Here is an 18,952-nt window from a genome sequence, read left to right as displayed (position 1 = left end):
AGTCAACGTCGCCGCAAAAACGAATAGTAGAATGGTTATTTCGCGAAGTTTGAATGATGTGCCCATTTTACTTTCATCTCTGTCAGATGTTAATTTGTTACAGTTTTCGAGTTTCTATCGCTCTCGCCCAGCGTCGTGCTTGTACCTTAGCAGGGGCGACAGCAGATATTCCACAATTCGCCTCCGCCCCGTCTTGATCTCTGCCGTCACCGCCATGCCCGGCTCGATTGTCTTCCAGCCCTGCTCGGTCTCAATGCCATCCTCTCGCACCGAGATACGCGCCACATAGGCGGGTTGCCGCGCCTGGCGCTCGGTCTCGTCCGCCGGCGCATCCGCTTCCTTAGCCCGGTCGAGCCGCGCATCGGAGACGACCGCATCCTGGCTCACGCTGTCCACCGTCCCGTGCAGGAGGCCGTAGCGGGTGAAGGAGAAGGCCTCGACCTTCACCTCTACATCCTGCCCCCGCTGCACGAAGCCCACGTCCCGGTTGGCGAGGTTCGCCTCGATCTCAAGCCGGCTGTTCTTCGGCACGATGACGAGCAACTGCTGCGCCGGTGTGACCACACCGCCGATGGTGTGGATGGATAGCTGTTGCACCGTCCCGTCCACGGGCGCGGTGAGCGTCTGATAGCCCCGGCGTTGGGTCGCCTTCACGGCTTCCTGACCATGCTCGGAGGCAGCAACCTGAGCCTTGGCAAGATCGGAGAGGAGACCCTTGCGATATTCCGAGTCAGCTTCCGCCCGTTGGCGCTCTAGGGCCCCAAGAGCTTCAGCCGTTTCCTGCTCTCGGTGGCCATCCACTACAAGCTGCTGCTCCTGCTCCACCAGCTGCTGCTGCGCCTGGAGATAGAGGACCTTGGTGCCGAACCCCTTCTTCATCAGGGTTTCGCGGATCTCGAATTGACCGCGCAACATGGGCAGCGTCGCCTCGCCCTTGGCGATGGTGGCCTGAACGGATTTCCGCTCGGCCTGTTTTTGAGCAATCTGACGGTCGATCGTGGCAAGCTTGGCGTTATGTTCCGCCCGCTGCTCCTCCATCTGCTGGCGCGCCGTCACTGCGATGCCAGGGTCGATCCCGACTGGTACGGAGAAAGCGCTGGGGTCGTCCGCGAGCAGTGCCGTGAGCCGCGCGATGTCGAGGCGGTCCTGCGCCACATTGTGTTCCAGGCGGCGTTCGTCCGCCTCGCTGGCGGTCGGGTCGATCTCGATGAGGATGTCGCCGGCCTTCACCGCCATCCCGTCCTTGACGTGGATGGCCCGCACCACACCGGTCTCGAATGGCTGGATCACTTTGGTGCGCCCCGTCGGAACGAAGCGACCCGGGGCAGTCGCAATGATGTCGATGGTGCCGAACCAGCTCCACGCCAATGCGATCACGAAAAAGGCGATGATGCTGCCGGCGATCGCCCGCCCCAGGGGCGAGGGTGGCGTTTCGACGATCTCGAGGGCGGCCGGCAGAAAGTCCAGCTCGGCCCGCCGGCGCCGTGTCGCGGCCAGGTGCAGCGGGATGATGCGCGCATCAGCCGACATCGAGCGCTCCCGCCTGGAGCAGATGGAGGCTGGCATAGCGCCCGCCGGAGCTGATGAGCTGGTCGTGGCTGCCATCTTCCACCAGGCGTCCCCGCTCCAGTGTCAGGATGCGGTCGGCCCTACGCACGGTGGACAGGCGATGGGCGATGATGATGACGGAACGCCCCTTGGCAATGCGCTCCATGTTCTGCTGCACGATGCGCTCGCTCTCATAGTCGAGGGCGCTCGTGGCCTCGTCGAAGATGAGGATGCGGGGGTTCATCACCAAAGCGCGGGCAATGGCGATCCGCTGGCGCTGGCCGCCCGACAGGCCGTTGCCCCGCTCGCCGACGATGGTGTCGTAGCCCTGGGGCAGTTCCAGGATGAAGTCATGCGCGCCGGCAAGCTGTGCCGCGGCAACGACCCGCTCCATGGACATCCCCGCCGGTCGCTTCGGCGAGAACGACCGCCCGCTGCTCACCAGCGTGCGCCAGGACATCTTCAAGCGTCTGGTCGCCATCGCCGAGACACAGGGCAAGGCATCCACGCCTGCCCAATCGAATGAGAAGGCCGCTGAGGCCGATGTCGCGAAGAGTGAGCCGAAGGCGCCTACTCGCAAGAAGGCCGCCGCCATGCTCGCCAAGTCGACGGACACGGCGAGCGGCGAGGCGCTGATCAGTGTCGTGATCAAGGAAGGCGCCAAGCACTGGCCGGGCCTACAGAAGGGGGACGTGGTTCTCGCCCCAGAGTACAGCGATGGCGAGTACAATGGCTGGTGGGAGGCCGTGGTGGTTGCCCGGAGCGAAAGCCACGTGACGCTCGAATGGCGCGACTATAAGGACTACCCCACCTTCACGCGGCCCATCACGCAGGTCGCTCCCATCCACCCGGAGTGCAAGGTCGCAGTCTGAGGCCGATACACGATGAGTACAAGAAAGGGGCGGCTTCGGCCGCCCCTTTCTTTTGTCCTATCAGTTTCCAATCGTCAGGCCCGAATGCCGCCAGGGTCAGTTCGGCCAAGGGCGCGAACCCGTACGTCGATTGCAGGATGGCGAATAGCGCTCACTACGCCTTGCGCTTGGGCTTTGCCTTGGATGCGTGCCCAGGGGCGACGGGTGGTTCCACCACTGCTTTGCGAATCTGGCCCAGCCCGATCCTCTTCGCCATCTCAGAGCGCGCAGCGGCATAGTTGGGGGCCACCATGGGGTAGTCCTTCGGAAGGCCCCACTTCTCCCGGTACGCCTCAGGCGTCAGCCCGAACGCAGCGAGAAGATGCCGCTTCAGTGACTTCAGCTTCCGACCGTCTTCGAGGCAGACGATATAGTCCGGCGTGATCGACTTGCGCACCGGTACAGCCGGAACGAGCTCGACGACGGCTTCGGGCTGGGGCGCTCCGAGGGTTCTGAGGCTGGCGTGAACGCTGGCAATAAGCGCAGGGAGCTCAGCCGTGGGCACCGTGTTATTGCCGACGAACGCTGCTACAATATCCGCGACATTCCCAATAAGGACCTCAGCGTCACTCACCTGATCATCGGCTGACATTTTCCACCCCAGAACGAAATTGATATCAGCTTCTCAAGCGCAGATTTTTCTATTTGGCAATAGATCAGCCGTCTGAGGTATCAGATTTTCTCTCCGCGGGAAGAATAGGGTCATAAATCCCCCGCTTGATCAGTAGCGCTTGCGCCCCGTCCGCAGCAACGAACAGCCGTGCGGAGACTGCACAGCCTCATCGTAGCCGCGATCCGTTGACTGACCGCGTTCACTCAGCGCCTTGGGCAGGACAAGCAGACTGTCTTCGGGCAAGGCCCGTCCATTGCCCTTCAGAGCGTACTCTGTCGCCTTGCCCGGTGTCGTGTCGAGCCTGGCGCAGTGAATGCGCTGAAGGCGAGTGTCCCTCATGAGCCAAGGCGCCCTTTCCTTGACCCAGGTGGCCAGCTCGTACCTGAACCGGGATTCCATAGGCGTAAGCAATATCCCGTGCTCATGCAAGCCATCGTTCAATGTGACATCAGCAACAGACACCTTGTCCGTCTTGAACACCGGCAGATCAGGCGAGGCGACCAGGAGGGGCAGGTACCGGCGCTGGGATGGCTTGTCGGGGTGATGGGCGAAGCGGTGAGCCACCCGAGAATAGACCCTTTCGATATCCCTATGCATGAGATCGATCTTGCCCCCCTGTGTTCCGGCATAGAGATTCTTGAACATGAACGTCATGAGGTAGCCGGTGTAGCCATCGGCGATATGGTCTTCGACCCATTTGCCGTAGCTGCTGGCAAGGCCCTCCGCACAGGCCCACCCCGAGCGAAATTTTTCAACATGTCTGTTCGGCATTGCAATTATCCATGCATTATGAGCACGATAACTATTTACAATATTCAATATATGCACCTGCATATGCGAATAATTAAATGATATATCGCAGACATACGTTATTGATTCACAGATATTTATCAAATTCATAATTGATACAATGATAATATATGCATTTCATGTCTATCGAACTATCAAAAAATGAATCCAGATCTAAATTCAAACTGAACTCATTCATGCTCGAATTTCAGTGAACCCGTGTTTCAGACACACCTGATTCAGCCTTCGATCATTCAGACATGGCTCTTCATCTCATTCAGACATGACTCCTCATATGCGGCGCCTGATGGGGCCCACATCGAAGCTGTCGGAGGCGACACAATCGATGTCGAAAACCCAATCATCGATCGCTGTTCGCTGCTGATGCCAATGATTTACAGAATCGCGATTTGCACCCTCACGGCGTGCTTTCTAAAAATTAGAGCGCGTCCCGCCGCACCTCGATCGCGTGCCCATACAAAAAAGGCCCCGCGCTGCGCGCGCGAGGCCGAAAAGTGATGAGCATGTGAGCCACCAGCTTAGGCGGCGTCCGGCTCGTCCTTGGCATTCCCCTGAATACGCGCGAGGTCGAACACGACATAGTCGCGCCGGGGCGGATGCATGCCTTTCACGCGGATCTGGCGCACATAACGCCCCATCTCCTTGCCGGGGAGGAGATACCCGCGCGCCTTGAGGGAAGCCAGTACACCGTCCGCCTGCCACGCTGGCACGATATCCGGCAGCCGATCGCGCAGGAGTTCTCGCAGCGCGAGGCGCCCGCATACCCGAGGACTGGCTCGAGGACCTGCAGTTGGCACTGAAAGCGGAGGGGTGTGACGTCGTTAAAGCGAAACACCGCCCCAATTGATGACCTCAGGCGACGAGCAGTCTCTCGCCGGCCGCTTCGCTCGACCTGCTGCAACACGGATAGAATCTCGAAGGGGGAGATTTCAGCTATCGGTCGATGGCCCAAGCTGGGACCTGCCAGATCTGTAAGAAGCCAGCGCTTCTTAGCCAGGGTGACTTCGGCAATTCCTCGGCCCTTCAGGCGCTCTATGAATTCCTCGGCTACGGCCGAGAATGTGTTGGCAGAAGAGACGCTGGCCGCGACCTTCTCCAGCTTCCGAACCGCGGAAGGATCTTCGCCGGCGAGGAGCTGCCTTTTGGACTCTTCCCGCTTCTGGCGCGCCTCGACGAGCGGAACGGTGGGGTAGGGGCCAAACGAGAGTTGCTTCGGCTTGCCTGCGAATCGATAGGCGAGGCGCCAAATGCGGCTGCCATTCGGGTTAACAAGAAGGTGCAGGCCACCGCCATCAAATAGCTTGTACGGCTTGTCTTTTGGCTTGGCGTTGCGCAACGCTAGATCCGTGAGAGGCATCTGTAGGCATCTCGCTGTAGGCATGAAATCGATGCCTACAAGCATGCCTACGCGTGCGCGAGATTCAACCGGACCGCCGTGGACCCTGTCAGACTATCAAAGGGGGCTAACCGCTTGATTTACCGTCACAATTGGACGTTCCAAGACGTCTTTGGATGGTAAAATGGTGCCCAGGAGAGGACTCGAACCTCCACGGCTTTCACCACTGGTACCTGAAACCAGCGCGTCTACCAATTCCGCCACCTGGGCCCCGTCCGGTTGGGGCCGGATCGGAGCGCGACACATAGAGGGGGTGCGGCTTGCTTGTCAACACGCTCCTTGCGCTCTGTCGCGGAAAGATGGGGAAGGCGGGTGCGGCCGGTGGGGCGGCACCCGCGTCTGCGTCAGCCCTTGAAGTTGGGCGGGCGCTTTTCGATGAAGGCGCTCATGCCTTCCTGCTGGTGGGCGAGGCCGAACTGGGACTGGAACACCCGGCGCTCGAAGCGGATGCCCTCGGCAAGAGACGTCTCGTAGGAGCGGTTCACCGCCTCCTTGGTCTGCATGGCGATCGGCAGCGACATGCCGGCGATGACCTTGGCGACCTTCAGCGCCTCGGTCATCAGTTCGGCTGCGGGGATGATGCGCGAGACGAGGCCGGAGCGCTCGGCTTCCACCGCATCCATCAGCCGGCCGGTGAGGCACATCTCCATGGCCTTGGACTTGCCGACGAAACGCGTCAGGCGCTGGGTGCCGCCCGAGCCGGGCATGACGCCGAGCTTGATCTCCGGCTGGCCGAATTTCGCGGTGTCGGCGGCGAGGATGAAGTCGCACATCATGGCAAGCTCGCAGCCGCCGCCCAGCGCGAAGCCGGCCACCGCCGCGATCACCGGCTTGCGGGTGCGCGAGAGGCGCTCCCAGGAGGTGATGTAGTCGTCGAGATACGTGTCCGGATAGGTGAAGCTCTGCATCGCCTTGATGTCGGCGCCGGCGGCGAACGCCTTCTCCGAGCCGGTGAGGATAATGCAGCCGATGGCGCGGTCGTTCTCGAGCACGTCGAGGGCGGCGTTCAGCTCGTTGATGAGCTGGGCGTTGAGCGCGTTGAGCGCCTGCGGGCGGTTCAGCCGGATGATGCCGACCCGCTCGTCCACCTCCAACAGGATCGTCTCGTAAGCCATCCTCGTCTCCTCCTGAGCCGGCGTGACGCCGGTCGATATCCTGCGCCGCGCGCGCGGAACCGTGCTCTAGCGCTTCCGCGCCGGCATGCGAAGTGGCAGCCTCGCACAGCGGCCGTGCGGGGCTGCGCTATCTCTGGCAGACCGGGCAATAGAAGGTGGAGCGCCCGCCTTGCACGATGCGCTGGACGATGCCCTTGCAATGCCGGGTCCGGCAGGGCTCTCCCTCGCGGTCGTAGACGCGGAAGGTGTGCTGGAAATAGCCAAGCTCGCCGCTCACCTGCTTGTGGTCGCGAAGAGAGGAGCCGCCGGCCTGGATGGCCTCGCGCAGCACGTCGCGAATGGCCGTCACGAGACGCTCCACCCGCGGCGTCGGCTTGCCGTCCTTCGTCACGATCGTGTGGGCGAGGCGGCGCGGCGAGAGGCCGGCGCGGAACAGCGCCTCGCACACATAGATGTTGCCGAGACCCGCCACCAGCTTCTGGTCCAGCAGCGCTGCTTTCAGCGAGGTCTTGCGGCGCGCGAACGCGCCCGCGAGATAGTCGGCATGGAAGGCGTTGCCCAGCGGCTCCGGGCCGAGCCCCACCAGAAGCGGATGACTCTCCAGCCGGTCATAGGGGACGATCAGGATGGCGCCGAAGCGGCGCGGATCGTTGAAGGTCACGGTGGTGCCGCCGGCGAGGTGCAGCACCACATGGTCGTGCGGCCCGGCGGCGGCGCGGGGATAATGGAAGGCGCCCGGACGGAGCGCCTTTTCGCCCTCCACCCGGATGGAACCGGACATGCCGAGGTGCAGGATCATCACCTCGCCGCCGTCGAGGTCAGCGAGCAGATATTTGGCGCGGCGACCGATGGCCTCCACGCGGCGGCCGGCCAGGCGTTCGGCGAAGTTCTCCGGCAGCGGCCAGCGCAGGTCCGGGCGGCGCGCCTCGGCGCTTTCGATCACGGCGCCCTGCAAGACGGGCATCAGGCCGCGGCGGACGGTTTCCACCTCGGGCAGTTCGGGCATTTCGTCCTTAAGGGTCACGGGCACGCCACAACGGGCGCGCGATTCATCTCGGCTGCCAGCATCCCGCCTCGCACGCCGCCGCGCAAGATGCCGCAGCCCCCGACTGGGGCCGCATCAACAGGCCTCAGCCCTTGCGCAGGATTTTCTCCAGCGGCCGCCCCCGCGCCAGTTCGTCGATCAACTTATCGAGATACCGTATCTCCCGCATGGTCGGCTCGGCGACCTCCTCCACCCGAACGCCGCAGACCACGCCCGTGATGAGCGCGCGGGCGGGATTGGGGGCGGGGCCTGCGCAAAGAAGGTCTCGAAATCGGTCTTGCCGGCCAGAACGACGCGCAGGTCGGCGTCGGAATAGCCGGTCAGCCAGCGGATCACCACGTCCACCTCCGCCGGCGTGCGCCCCTTCCGCTCGGCCTTGGCGACATAGAGCGGATAGACGCTGGCGAAGCTGGTGGTGGTGATGCGGTGCTTCGGCATGACGCCGGCCCTCACTTGGGCGGCGGGGAGGGCGGCGGGGAGGACGCCGGACCGGGGGTGTCGAAGTCGAGCTGCTCCAGCCTCAGCCCGCGCCGGGCAATCTTGTCGGCGGAGATGATGACGCGCTGTACGTCGTCACCCACCTGCGCGAAATGCTTCGCGAGGTCTCCCACGCGCTCGCGCAGGCGGCTCACGTCCTCCACCAAGGCGCCGACCTCGGCCCGCACGCGGTCGGCCTCCTCACGCATGCGGGCGTCCTTGGCGATGGCCTGCACCACCTGCACGGCCAGCATCAGGAGCGATGGCGAGACCAGGATCACGCGCTGGCGATAGGCCTCCTGCACCACGCCGTCGAAATGCTCGCTGATCTCGGCATAGACGGATTCGGACGGCACGAAGATCAGCGCCACGTCCTGCGTCTCGCCGGGGATGAAATAGCGCTCGGCCACGTCATAGACGTGCTTCAGCAGATCGTTGCGCAGGCGCTGGCCGGCGGCCTTGCGATGCTCGGGGGACGGCGCCTCCCGGAAGGCGGTGACGGCCTCCAGCGGGAATTTGGAATCGATGAGCAGCGGGCGCGCATCCCCCGGCAGGAAGATGGCGCAGTCCGGACGCTTGCCGTTCGAGAGCGTGTACTGGAAGGCGAAGCTGCCGCGCGGCAGGCCATCGGCGACGATGGCCTCCATCCGCGCCTGCCCGAAGGCACCACGCGCCTGCTTGTTGGCCAGCGTCTCGCGCAGGGAGACCACCTGCGCTGAAAGATCGCCGAGCGTGCGCTCGGCCGTCTCCACCATCACGAGACGCTCGGCGATGCGCGTCAGGCTCTCATGGGTGGCGCGGGCGGCGGTGGAGAGGGTCTCCCCCAGCCGGTGGGAGGTCTGGTCGAGCCGGTCGGAGACGGCGCGGGCCAGCTCGCTCTGCCTTTGGGCGAGGATCTCCGTCATGCTCTGCACGCGGCCGGCGGTCTCGGACTGGACACGGACCAATTCGCGCAGGCGACGGTCCATCTCGTCCCGCCGCAGCGCTTCCTCGGCGACCACGGCGGCGCGCGCCCGCGACTGGCGCACGAGGCTCACCAGCACCAGAAACAACAGCAGCGCCAGCACCGCCGCGGCGACCGCAGCCGCCTCGGCCACGGTGAAGGGCCGCCCGCCGAAGGTGAACAGCACAACCGGCATGCCTTGCTCTTGCGTGAACCTTCTCTTCTTACGTGATTCTCTCGCTTGAACAAACGGCGAACATGTTGACCTATGCGGCAGCTTCGCTTATCTCGCTCGAATGACGATCCGGCCTATCCTCATCATCCCCGAGCCCAAGCTGCGCACGCTTTCCGATCCGGTCGAGAAGATCGACAACGAGGTGCGCAAGCTGGTGGAGGACATGTTCGAGACCATGTACGACGCCCCCGGCATCGGGCTGGCGGCCATACAGGTGGGCGTGCAGCGCCGCGTCATCACCATCGATGTCGCGCGCGACGGCGAGAACAAGAAGCCCATCGCCCTCATCAATCCCGAGATCATCGCCGCCTCGGAAGAGACCTCCGTCTATAGCGAGGGCTGCCTCTCCATCCCCGAATATTACGAGGAGGTGGAGCGCCCGGCGAAGGTGGCGGTGCGCTTCCTGGACGTTGAGGGCAAGACGCGGGAGGTGGAGGCCGAGGGCCTGTTCGCCACCTGCGTGCAGCACGAGATCGACCATCTCAACGGCGTGCTCTTCATCGATCACATCTCCAAGCTGAAGCGCGACCGCGTCATCAAGAAATTCACCAAGCAGGCGAAGCACAAGGCCGAGGCCTGATCCCGCCGCGGCGGGAGATCACGGGACACGAGGGTCCATGCGCATCGTCTTCATGGGTACGCCGGATTTCGCCGTGCCCACCCTCTCGGAGATCGTCGGGCGCGGCCACGAGGTGGTGGCGGTCTATACCCGCGCCCCGGCCCCGGCCGGTCGCCGCGGGCTCGACCTCACGCCCTCCCCCGTCCATGCGGTGGCCGAGCGCTTCGGCCTGCCGGTGTTCACGCCCAGAAGCCTGAAGGGCGAAGAAGCAGCGGACGCCTTCCGTGCCCATGAGGCGGACGTGGCGGTGGTGGTGGCCTATGGCCTCATCCTGCCGCAGGCCATCCTCGATGCGCCGCGCCTCGGCTGCCTGAACCTGCATGGCTCCCTGCTGCCGCGCTGGCGCGGCGCCGCCCCGATCCAGCGGGCCATCATGGCCGGCGACAAGGAGACCGGCGTCGCGGTGATGCAGATGGAAGCGGGGCTGGACACCGGCCCCGTGGGCCTCGTGGAGCGCATCCCCATCGGCCCGGACATGACCGCCGGCGAATTGCATGACCGGATGATGGTGATCGGCGCCGACCTCATGGGCCGGGCGCTGGCTGCGCTGGAGCGCGGCGGGCTCGGCTTCACGCCCCAGCCGGCGACCGGCGTGGAATATGCCGCCAAGATCGAGAAGGCGGAGACCCGCATCGACTGGTCAAAGCCAGCCCAGGAGGTGCACGACCGCATCCGCGGCCTCTCCCCCTTCCCCGGCGCCTGGTTCCCCCTCGGACCGGAGGAGGCGCGGGTGAAGGTGCTGCGCTCGACGCTGGACGAGGGTTCCGCAGCGCCCGGCACGGTACTTGAAGACCATCTCACCATCGCCTGCGGCTCGGGCGCATTGCGTCTCGTGGAGCTGCAGAAGGCCGGCAAGCAGCCCATGGGGGCGGAGACCTTCCTTAGGGGCAATGCTGTCCCGCCCGGAAGCCGGCTCGCCTGAGGGCGGCCAGACCCGCCATGCCCCGCTACAAGCTCACCATCGAATATGACGGCACCCCCTTCGCCGGCTGGCAGATACAGGCGGAGCTGCCGACCGTGCAGGGTGTGCTAGCCGAAGCCTTTCAGCGTTTCTGCGGGGAAAAGGTGACAGTAGCGGGCGCCGGGCGCACCGATGCCGGGGTCCATGCCACCGGGCAGGTGGCCCATGTGGACCTTTCCAGGGACTGGCGCACGGACACGGTGCGCGACGCCATGACGGCCCAGCTTCGGCCCCATCCGGTGGCCGTGCTTTCCGCCGAGAAGGTGCCGGACAGCTTCGACGCCCGCTTCTCCGCCACCAAGCGGCACTATCTCTACCGCATCGTCAACCGCCGCCCCGACCTCGCGCTCGACCGCGACCGGGCGTGGCGCATCCCGCAGAAGCTCGATGCCGAGGCCATGCACATCGCCGCCCAACGCCTTCTAGGCAGGCACGATTTCTCCACCTTCCGCGCCGCCGAGTGCCAGGCTGCCTCGCCGGTGAAGACGCTGGACCAGCTGGATGTTTCCCGCCATGACGACGAGATCCGCGTCGTCACCTCGGCCCGGTCCTTCCTGCACCATCAGGTGCGCTCCATGGTGGGCTCGCTCATGCGGGTGGGCGAAGGCCGGTGGAGCGCGGACGACCTCGCCGCCGCCCTCGCCGCCGCCGACCGCACGCGCTGCGGCCCCATGGCCCCCGCGGCGGGGCTCTATCTCGCCGCCGTCAGCTACTGAGTCCGTGCCGTTCCGCAGGCCTCGCGCTTCCCCGTTGGCAACATCCTGTAAACGTTCATGACGTCGCAGGTTGGAACGGTCTGGCACCCTTGAGCATTTCCACTGGGAAGACACCTCAGGGCGATAGAGGACGACCAGTCCGATGTTCAGTTTCCGTATGCCGCGCTGGCAACCCTCGCGCCGCCGCGTTCCCCTCTCCCTCGCCCATCTGGTCGCCCGCGCCGTGCCCGGCGCTCCGTGCGGCTGGGTCTTCTTTGACGGAAGCGAGACCCGGATCGATACACAGGAAGGAGAGGCCGTCATCATTCCCGGCGGCGCCTTCTTCCCAAGCGAGGCGCATCGCTTCGCAAGCGAGGAGGAGGCGCAGGCCGAGGCGGCCCGCCTCAACGATTCGAGCCTCTGCCTCGACCGGCCGTGGCGGGGGCGCGCCGCCTCCGCCTTCATGGTGGAGCGTGTGGAGCCCTCAGGGAAGCTGCTGGCACGGCACGGCTGAGGACCATTCAATCCCCACAAGCGAAAAAAGCCCCCGAATCGGGGGCTTTTTCATATTCGGCGGTCGAAGCTCAGATCGAGCCGTTGATCCACTGCACCAGCTTGGCCTTGGGGGCGGCACCCACCTGGCGGGAGGCGATCTTGCCGTCCTTGAACAGGAGCAGGGTGGGAATGGACATGATGCCGTACTTGGATGCCGTCTGCGGATTCTCGTCCACGTTCAGCTTCACGATGCGGACCTTCTCGCCCAGCTCGCCGGAGACTTCCTCCAGGATGGGGGCAACCATGCGGCAGGGGCCGCACCACTCCGCCCAGAAGTCAACGATGACCGGCGCGCTGGACTTCAGCACGTCCTGATCGAAATTCTGATCGGAAACCTTCTCGACGGCCATGACATACCTCGTAGGGCAGAACGGGGAGAACCACTGGATGTTGGGGGAGAACGTAGGTAGCCCCTCCCCTCCCCGTCAAGGCGGCTTCACGCGCCCTTGACGCCGAGGGAGGCGAAAGGCGGGGACGGAACACCAAGCTTCGTCAACGCCGCGGCAAGCCGGGAGGGAATGAGCGGCACCACAAGCGGCCCGGCCGTATAGATCAGGCGCGCTTCCACCGGTCGCCCGCCGAACGCCTGCGACAGAATGGCGCCATAGACGGCGAGCTGGGAAACATAGCTCTCGCCGGCCTCCGCGGGGTCCGAAGGGGGCACCCGGTCCGTCTTGAAGTCGGCCACGAGGATGCGGTCGGGCAACACCACCAGCCGGTCGATGCGGCCGTTGACGGCGAACACCTCTCCGCCCGCTCCCGTAATGCGCCCGATCACCGGCACCTCAGCCCGGCTCCCGGCGCCGAACAGCTCCGCGAGGGGCGCATGGCCGAGCACGCCGAGCGCCTCGGCGAGAATCGCCCGGTGCGCCGCCTCGTCCACCCCGTCCGCCGCATGGCGCAGCAGGCGCAGGCCCGCCGCCTCCCGCTCGGCCGCCGCCACCTCCGGCAGGCCGGCCAGCAGCCGGTGGACCAGATCGCCGCGCAAGAGGGGGGACAGCGCACTCTCGGGCAGCGGCGCGGGCATGGCCGGTCGCTCAGGCCGGGGGTCCGCGCCGTCGATGCCGGAGGGACGCAGGCGCCGCAAGGCGGGCTCGGGCGGCGGGGGATTGGGGAATGAGAGCGCCTCCCCCACCTCGACCACCGCCGGCACGGGCGCGCCCGCCTCCGCCACCTTTAGCCCCGGCCCCTTGCGCCAGCGCAGCACCTTGCCGTCGAAGCCCAGCGGCTCACCCTCGTCGGCGTCCGGCTCCAGCGCCGCGCGGGCGAGGTCGTACCAGCAGCCCTCGGGCCGGGCGTGGGGCTTGTCCTTGGCCGGCGCGCGCGTCTCGGCGCCGCAGATGACGAGGGCATCCTCGGCGCGGGTCAGCGCCACGTAGAACAGCCGGCGATATTCCTCTAGCTCGCGGGCGGCGGCGGCGGCGCGGGCGGTGGCGAGCACCTCCGGGTCTTCCGCCTTGCGCGGCGCCAGCACCGGCACCCCCGCACCCGGCAAGGTGAGCAGGCCACCGGCGATGCGCGGGCGTGGCATGTCCACCGTGTCGGCGAGGATGACGAGGGGCGCCTCCAGCCCTTTCGCGCCATGGGCGGTCATCACCCGCACCTCGTCGCGCCCGCTCTCCATGTCGCGCTTGGTCTCGGCCCCGCCGCGCCGGAGGAAGGCGAGGAAGCCGGCGAGGCTCGCGGGCTCCGCGCCCTCATAGGTGCGGGCCAACGCCATGAACTCGTCCAGCACGTCCGCCGCCTCGGGGCCGAGGCGCGCCAGCATGGCCCGCCGTCCACCGTCGCGGCCGAGCACCCGGCCGTAGAAATCGAACGGCCGCAGCCCCTCCGCCTCGCCCTTCCAGCCGGCGAGCCGCGCGGCGGCGGCACGGTGGCGCGGATCGACTGACGTGGAGAGGACGGAGGCCAGCGTTCCCTTGCGCTGGGGGCACAGGGCCATGAGATCGTCGTCGGTGAAGCCGAACAGAGGGCTTTTCAGCACGGCCGCAAGCGAGAGATCGTCGTGCGGCGAGAGCAGCGAGTCTCCCAAAGCCATCAGATCGAGGGCGGCGATGTGCTCCGGCACCACGAGCCGGTCGGCGCCGGCCACCTGCACCCGCGGGTCCTTCAGTTCCTTGAGCGCACGGATCACCGCCTCGAACACCCGCCCGCGCCGGCGCACCAGCACCAGCACGTCGCCGGCCCGCATGGGCCGCCCGTCGCGGGAGGGGATGGCGAGGCCGTTCGCGATCCCTGCCTGGATGAAGCTCGCGATGCGCGCGGCGAGCCGGCTGACGGGATCGTCGGTGGGCACCTCGTCCAGCGGCCGGCGCCAGTTATCCGGCTCGGGATGGGGCTCGGGCACGGTGGTGGGCCAGATCTCCACCAGGGCCGGCGCGTCGGCGCGGATGGCGGCATGGACAGGGGCCACGGTATCGAGGGTCAGCCCCGCATGGGCGACCTCGCTCTTGAAGATGGCATCCACCGCCTCCAGCACGCCCGGCGCGGAGCGGAAGGAATGGGGCAGTTCCACCCGGCGGAAGCCCTTCGCCCCCACCTTGCGCTCGAAGGTGGAGCGCATGGCGCCGAAGGCGCGCGGATCGGCGCCCTGGAAGGAGAAGATGGACTGCTTCTCGTCGCCGACCACGAAGATGGTGCGAGTCACGCCCGCCCGCGCGCCCTCGCCGGAGAAGAAGTCAGAGGCGAGGCCCTCCACCACCTTCCACTGCTCGGGGCTCGTATCCTGCGCCTCGTCCACGAGGATGTGGTCGATGCCCTGATCGAGCTTGAACTGCACGAAGGTCGGCTGCTCTGCGAGCAGGGCTGCGGCCTTGGTGATGAGGTCGTCGAAATCGAGCAGGCCCCGCGCCGCCTTCTCCGCCTCGTAGCGGCGGCAGGCCTCAGCGCCGAGAGTGAGGGCTGCGCCGGTGCGCTCCAGTGTCCAGGCGGCCTTAAGGCGATCGGCGAGGCCGGCGAGGCGGTCGCGCTCGGCGGTGAAGCGGGCGAGAAGGTCCGGCTCGCGCGTACCCATGCCCTTGGTGAGCAGGTTCTTGTCGGAGCGCGGGCCGTCCGAGCCGAAGAACACGCCGCGATAGGCGACGAGCGCCGAGGCATCGTCCCCCGCCGCAGCAGCGGCCGCGAGGTCGTCGGCGCGCTTGCGGTCGGTGGCCTTGTCGGAGGTGGCGAGCGTCGCCGCGACGCTCTGCCATTCGGAGCGGGGAAGGTGCGGGCTCGCCAGCATCTCGGCTTCCACGTCTGCCACAGTGAGCCCCGCCGGCAGCCCCAGCGCGCGCGCCACCGCAGCCCGGCGGGCGGCGGGCGTGTCGCCCAGGGGCAGGATGCGGGCGCGCAGCGCCACCGCCGCCTCGATGAGGCCGGTGAGGCCGCTGTCGGACATCTCCTCCGTGAGCCGGGCCAGCGCCTCGCCGGTGGGAGAGGCGGGCGCGAGGCTCGCCGAAACAACCAGATCGGCGCGGATGCGGGCCATCAGCTCGCGCCGGGCCACCTCGTCCAGCTCGCGGAAGCCGGCCGCCACGTCCGCCTCGAACGGGAAGCGATGCAAAAGGCCGCCGCAGAAGGCGTGGATGGTCTGGATCTTCAGCCCGCCCGGCGTCTCCAGCGCCGCCGCGAACAGCCGGCGGGCGCGGGCACGTAGCGAAGCGTCTGGCGCCTCGCCCACCGTCTCGGCGATGGCGGCATCGAGCGCGGCATCGTCCATGCGCGCCCAGCGGCCGAGGATGGCGAGCACGCGGTTGGCCATGTTGGCCGCCGCCGCCTTGGTATAGGTGAGGCACAGGATGCGCCCCGGCGGCGTGCCGGCGAGCAGCAGCCGGATCACGCGGCGGGCGAGCACATGGGTCTTGCCCGAGCCGGCGTTGGCCGAGACCCAGGCGGAAATGGCGGGGTGGGAGGCCTCCGACTGGCGTCGGGTGGCCTCGGACTTGGCGCTGCTATCGAGGCTCGCGCTCATTCGCTTTCCTCCCCGGCCAGCGCCCATTCGCGCACACGGGCGAGGTGGTCATAATCGCCATAGCGGCCCGACCATTGCGGCGCGGCCAGCGAGCGATAGCCCTGCGCCACATTCTCGAACGCCTTGAGCAGGCTTTCGAGGCCGGCGAGGGCATCCTCGGCGAGATCGTGGGTGGAGCGGTCCTTCACCTTCACCGGCTTTTCCGCGCCGCCGTCGGCCCCGCCCTTCAGCTCCACATAGGTGAGTTCCTCAACAGGCGCCCCCGGCACGCCCTCGAAGCCGCCGCGCCGGGCCATGGCGGCTTCCAGCGGCAATTGGGGGGAGAGGGAGGCGGCCTGCTTGGCGCTCGGCGCGGTGCCGGTCTTGTAGTCGATGATGGCGAGCGTCCCGTCGCGCTTGATCTCGATGCGGTCGGCGCGGCCGGTGAGGCGAAAGGTGGAGGCAGCGAGCGGGATTTCGAGGCTGCCCTTCGTCTCGGCGACGATGCGGTCCAGATGCGCCCGCCGCTCGCGCTCGAAGGCGACGAGGAAGGCCGCCGCCCGCTCGAACCGCGCCCACCACAAAGCATGCTCGGCCGGGAAGGCCTTCAGCGGCGCAAAGGCGCGGGCGCCCTCCTCGATCAGCCGCGCCAGTGCGTCGGGCGGCAGATCGTCGGGGAAGGCGGTGGTGAAGCGGCCCACGGCCTCGTGCAGCGCCATCCCCCGCTCCGCGCTGCCCGGCGGTGCGTCTAGGTCATCGAGTGGAGACAGGCCGAGGACGTGCCGGGCATAGATGGAATAAGGATCGCGCAGGAAGGTCTCGATCTCCGTCACCGAGAGGCGGGGCGGGCGCAGCTCCAGCGGCGGGGCGGGCGCGGGGCGGGTCGCGCGGGGCACGGCGGGCGCCTCGTCCAAACGGCGGGCGGCGCGGACGAAGCGGGCGCCCCGCGCGCGGGCGGCGTTCCACTCGGCCTCCCCGGCCACGGTCTTCAGCCGCTGCACAAAGCGCGAGGGCACGCTCTGGGTGCCGCCCACCTTGGCGGCGAAGCTCAGCACCAGTTCGCGTGCGCCGAAGCCCTGCGCGAAATCGTGGGCGGACAGGCCGATGCGCCGCTCCGGCAGGTCCAGCCCCAGCTGCGCCCGCATGGGGCGGCTCAGCCACGGGTCGGTCTCGGGAATGGTCGGCCAGGAGCCCTCCACCAGACCGCCCAGTACCATGCGGTCCACGTGGACGAGGCGCGCTTCCAGCGGGCCCAGGATGCGGATGCGGGCATGGGGCTCGGCGCGCGGGCGGACCATCGTGTCGGAGAAGAGCGCGCCCGCCGCATCGGCATAGGAGGAAAGGTCGAGGGCCGGACCGTCGCCGGCGGCGCTCTTCAGCGTGTCGAAGGTGCGGGCGAGGGCCGCCTCCGCCGCATCCTCGGCCTCGGGATCGAGCCGGCCGGCGGCGGCCTCCACGGCGGCGCGATGGGCGGCGACGAGTTCGGCGAGGGGAACGGCGCCGTGACGGTCGCCCAGCGCCAGCAGCGGGCCGAGGGCCGCCTCCAGCCGCCGCACCAGATCGCGCGCGGCGGCGATGGCCGCACCATCGATGCGGCTGCGCGGATCGGAGCGGCGGTAGCCTTCGGGATCGTGGGCATCCAGCGCGGCGGAGAGGCCGGCGATGCCGGCGGCGGGGCGGGGACCGCGCAGGGCGGCCAGCTCCAAAGCCGCCACCGCTTCGGCCTTCGCCTCCGCATCAAGGCCGAAGCGCGCCAGCGGGTGGGTGAGCAGCGCAAACAGCGGCACCGGCGCCAGCCCTTCCGCCGCCGCCGTCACCAGCAGCCCGGCGAGGCGCCCGGCGGGGGCGTCGGCCAATGGCGTGCCAGCGGAATCGTCCAGCGCCACGCCGAAGCGCGCCATCTCCGCCGCCACCCGCCGCGCGAGGTCGCGATCCGGGGTGACGAGGGCCGCCGTCTCGCCCGGCCGCTCCAGGCTGTCGCGCAGCAGGAGGGCGACGCTCAGCGCCTCGGCGCGGGGGTCATCCGCCTCCACAACGCTGATGCCGGCCATGGCGGCGGCGAGGTCGTCCGCCGGCAGGCGCGCGGGCAGCGTCGCCCAGAGATCGGTCATCTCGGCCTGCCGCAGCGCCTCGCCCATCAGCCGCTCACGGCCGAAGGGGGCGGGCGGGGCTAGCGGGATTACCTCGCTGCGCGCCACCCCGAGGGTACTGATGAGACGGGCGAGGCCGTATTGCGGATGGTCGGGCGCGCCGAGCACGGGATCGGCGAGCCGGTCGAAGGACGGCGCATCGAGATCAAGGTCCAGCCCCGGCAGCACGACAGCGCCATGGGGCAGGCTGGCGATGGCCTTCAGCAGGCGCGCCGTGGCCGGCATGGAGCCGGTGGAGCCGGCGGCGATCACTGGCCCGGCGGCCGTGCCCAGCGCAGTGAGGCGGCGCGCCTCCGCATCCACCAGCGCGTCGCGGCGGGCGGCGGGCTCCACCAGCCCTTCCTCTGCCAGATAGGCGGAGAAGGCGCGCCGGGCGATGCGCACGAAATCCAGCCCCACCTTGAAATAGCGATCCAGCTCGTCCGGTACGAGCCCATCCATCCGCTCGACGCCGAGGCCGGCGGTGGTGAGATCGTCGAACAGGGAGCCCAGCGCATCGGCCAGCGCGAAGGTGGAAGCAGTGCCGGCGGCGACCGCCTCCCGCTCCACCGCCTTGGACAGCGTATCGCGCCAGTGCGCCACGAGCCGCGCCAGCACGAGCCGGCGATGCACCGGGGCGATGGCGTGGGGCGCGGCCAACACCGGGGCATCCTCGGAGAAGGCGAGCGCGTCCTCATCCACGTCGCCGAGGGGCACGATGCGCGGCAGCAGCAGCGCCGTTCCGCCCGACGCCTCCAGCAGCGCTTCGGCGAACAGCCGCCCGGCGCGGCGGGTGGGCAGGAAGACGGTGGCGCCGGCCAGCGCGAGCGGATCGTGACGCGGCGCGAAGCCCTGCACCAGCGTGCCGTCGAGCAGCGCGCGCGCGAGCACCGGCAGGAAGGGCGCGGAGGGCGGAATGGTCAGCACGCGCGGCACGGCTTCACTCCTCGTCCCGCCAGAGGAAGACCC

15 protein-coding genes, 1 tRNA gene and 2 pseudogenes are annotated in these 18,952 nt (G+C 67.7%); 5 read left to right on the top strand and 13 right to left on the bottom strand.

Annotated features, from left to right (window positions below; all coding sequences use genetic code 11):
- Positions 1-114 precede the first annotated feature (114 nt).
- Together XAN126_RS0102260 and XAN126_RS0102255 are read right to left on the bottom strand one after the other, a co-directional pair.
- Positions 115-1,530 (bottom strand): HlyD family type I secretion periplasmic adaptor subunit, encoded by a 1,416-nt coding sequence (locus tag XAN126_RS0102260; protein ID WP_051460534.1) that lies wholly within the window; start codon positions 1,528-1,530, stop codon positions 115-117.
- Positions 1,520-1,942, bottom strand: a pseudogene (locus XAN126_RS0102255) (ATP-binding cassette domain-containing protein); the annotation flags it as partial. The pseudogene XAN126_RS0102255 and the gene XAN126_RS0102260, both read right to left, overlap by 11 nt.
- Here XAN126_RS0102255 and XAN126_RS28080 point away from each other — a divergent pair.
- Positions 1,941-2,420 carry a hypothetical protein gene (locus tag XAN126_RS28080; protein ID WP_024276977.1) on the top strand — a complete coding sequence of 160 codons (480 nt, stop codon included), beginning with the start codon at positions 1,941-1,943 and terminating at the stop codon, positions 2,418-2,420. The pseudogene XAN126_RS0102255 and the gene XAN126_RS28080 overlap by 2 nt on opposite strands.
- 154 nt (positions 2,421-2,574) lie before the next feature.
- Here XAN126_RS28080 and XAN126_RS0102245 read toward each other — a convergent pair whose 3' ends face one another.
- The 8 genes and pseudogenes from XAN126_RS0102245 to rmuC form a co-directional block, all read right to left on the bottom strand.
- Entirely contained in the window at positions 2,575-3,051 is a 477-nt protein-coding gene (locus tag XAN126_RS0102245; protein ID WP_024276976.1) for a MucR family transcriptional regulator, read from the bottom strand.
- A 129-nt stretch (positions 3,052-3,180) separates the two neighbouring features.
- A complete protein-coding gene (locus XAN126_RS0102240; protein WP_024276975.1) occupies positions 3,181-3,843 on the bottom strand; it encodes a hypothetical protein in 663 nt (220 codons plus the stop codon).
- Positions 3,844-4,489: 646 nt separating this feature from the next.
- A complete protein-coding gene (locus XAN126_RS27445; RefSeq protein WP_155982194.1) occupies positions 4,490-5,239 on the bottom strand; it encodes a DUF4102 domain-containing protein in 750 nt (249 codons plus the stop codon).
- Between the two features lie 164 nt (positions 5,240-5,403).
- A tRNA-Leu gene (locus tag XAN126_RS0102225) sits at positions 5,404-5,488 on the bottom strand.
- 134 nt (positions 5,489-5,622) lie between these two features.
- The gene (locus XAN126_RS0102220) at positions 5,623-6,393 is read right to left on the bottom strand and encodes an enoyl-CoA hydratase (RefSeq protein WP_024276973.1); all 771 of its coding nucleotides are present in this window, start codon (positions 6,391-6,393) and stop codon (positions 5,623-5,625) included.
- A gap of 127 nt (positions 6,394-6,520) precedes the next feature.
- Positions 6,521-7,399 (bottom strand): bifunctional DNA-formamidopyrimidine glycosylase/DNA-(apurinic or apyrimidinic site) lyase, encoded by an 879-nt coding sequence (gene mutM / locus XAN126_RS0102215; protein WP_024276972.1) that lies wholly within the window; start codon positions 7,397-7,399, stop codon positions 6,521-6,523.
- Between the two features lie 124 nt (positions 7,400-7,523).
- Positions 7,524-7,876, bottom strand: a pseudogene (locus tag XAN126_RS25930) (DUF2200 domain-containing protein).
- An 11-nt stretch (positions 7,877-7,887) separates the two neighbouring features.
- Positions 7,888-9,054 carry a DNA recombination protein RmuC gene (rmuC, locus tag XAN126_RS0102205; RefSeq protein WP_024276971.1) on the bottom strand — a complete coding sequence of 389 codons (1,167 nt, stop codon included), beginning with the start codon at positions 9,052-9,054 and terminating at the stop codon, positions 7,888-7,890.
- Between the two features lie 100 nt (positions 9,055-9,154).
- On the opposite strand from rmuC, the gene def reads away from it, so the two are divergent.
- The 4 genes from def to XAN126_RS0102185 all read left to right on the top strand — a co-directional run bounded on the left by def (position 9,155) and on the right by XAN126_RS0102185 (position 11,882).
- On the top strand, positions 9,155-9,673 hold the full coding sequence (gene def / locus XAN126_RS0102200; RefSeq protein ID WP_024276970.1) for a peptide deformylase: 519 nt from the start codon (positions 9,155-9,157) through the stop codon (positions 9,671-9,673).
- 37 nt (positions 9,674-9,710) lie between these two features.
- Positions 9,711-10,634 (top strand): methionyl-tRNA formyltransferase, encoded by a 924-nt coding sequence (gene fmt, locus XAN126_RS0102195; RefSeq protein WP_024276969.1) that lies wholly within the window; start codon positions 9,711-9,713, stop codon positions 10,632-10,634.
- Positions 10,635-10,651: 17 nt separating this feature from the next.
- Complete coding sequence (truA, locus tag XAN126_RS0102190) at positions 10,652-11,389, top strand: tRNA pseudouridine(38-40) synthase TruA (protein ID WP_024276968.1); 738 nt, start codon at positions 10,652-10,654, stop codon at positions 11,387-11,389.
- Positions 11,390-11,531: 142 nt separating this feature from the next.
- The gene (locus tag XAN126_RS0102185) at positions 11,532-11,882 is read left to right on the top strand and encodes a hypothetical protein (protein WP_029876608.1); all 351 of its coding nucleotides are present in this window, start codon (positions 11,532-11,534) and stop codon (positions 11,880-11,882) included.
- 70 nt (positions 11,883-11,952) lie between these two features.
- Here the strand turns inward: XAN126_RS0102185 and trxA are convergent, their stop codons facing one another.
- The 3 genes from trxA to addB form a co-directional block, all read right to left on the bottom strand.
- Complete coding sequence (gene trxA, locus XAN126_RS0102180; protein ID WP_024276966.1) at positions 11,953-12,273, bottom strand: thioredoxin; 321 nt, start codon at positions 12,271-12,273, stop codon at positions 11,953-11,955.
- 86 nt (positions 12,274-12,359) lie between these two features.
- Positions 12,360-15,875, bottom strand: coding sequence for a double-strand break repair helicase AddA (gene addA / locus XAN126_RS0102175; protein WP_024276965.1), 3,516 nt, complete (start codon positions 15,873-15,875; stop codon positions 12,360-12,362).
- Positions 15,872-18,919 (bottom strand): double-strand break repair protein AddB, encoded by a 3,048-nt coding sequence (gene addB, locus XAN126_RS0102170; protein ID WP_024276964.1) that lies wholly within the window; start codon positions 18,917-18,919, stop codon positions 15,872-15,874. Before addB ends, addA begins: the two co-directional genes overlap by 4 nt.
- Positions 18,920-18,952 lie beyond the last annotated feature (33 nt).

Source organism: Xanthobacter sp. 126 (assembly GCF_000526175.1).
Classification (GTDB): domain Bacteria; phylum Pseudomonadota; class Alphaproteobacteria; order Rhizobiales; family Xanthobacteraceae; genus Xanthobacter; species Xanthobacter aminoxidans.
This window is presented reverse-complemented; position numbering and strand designations above follow the sequence as displayed.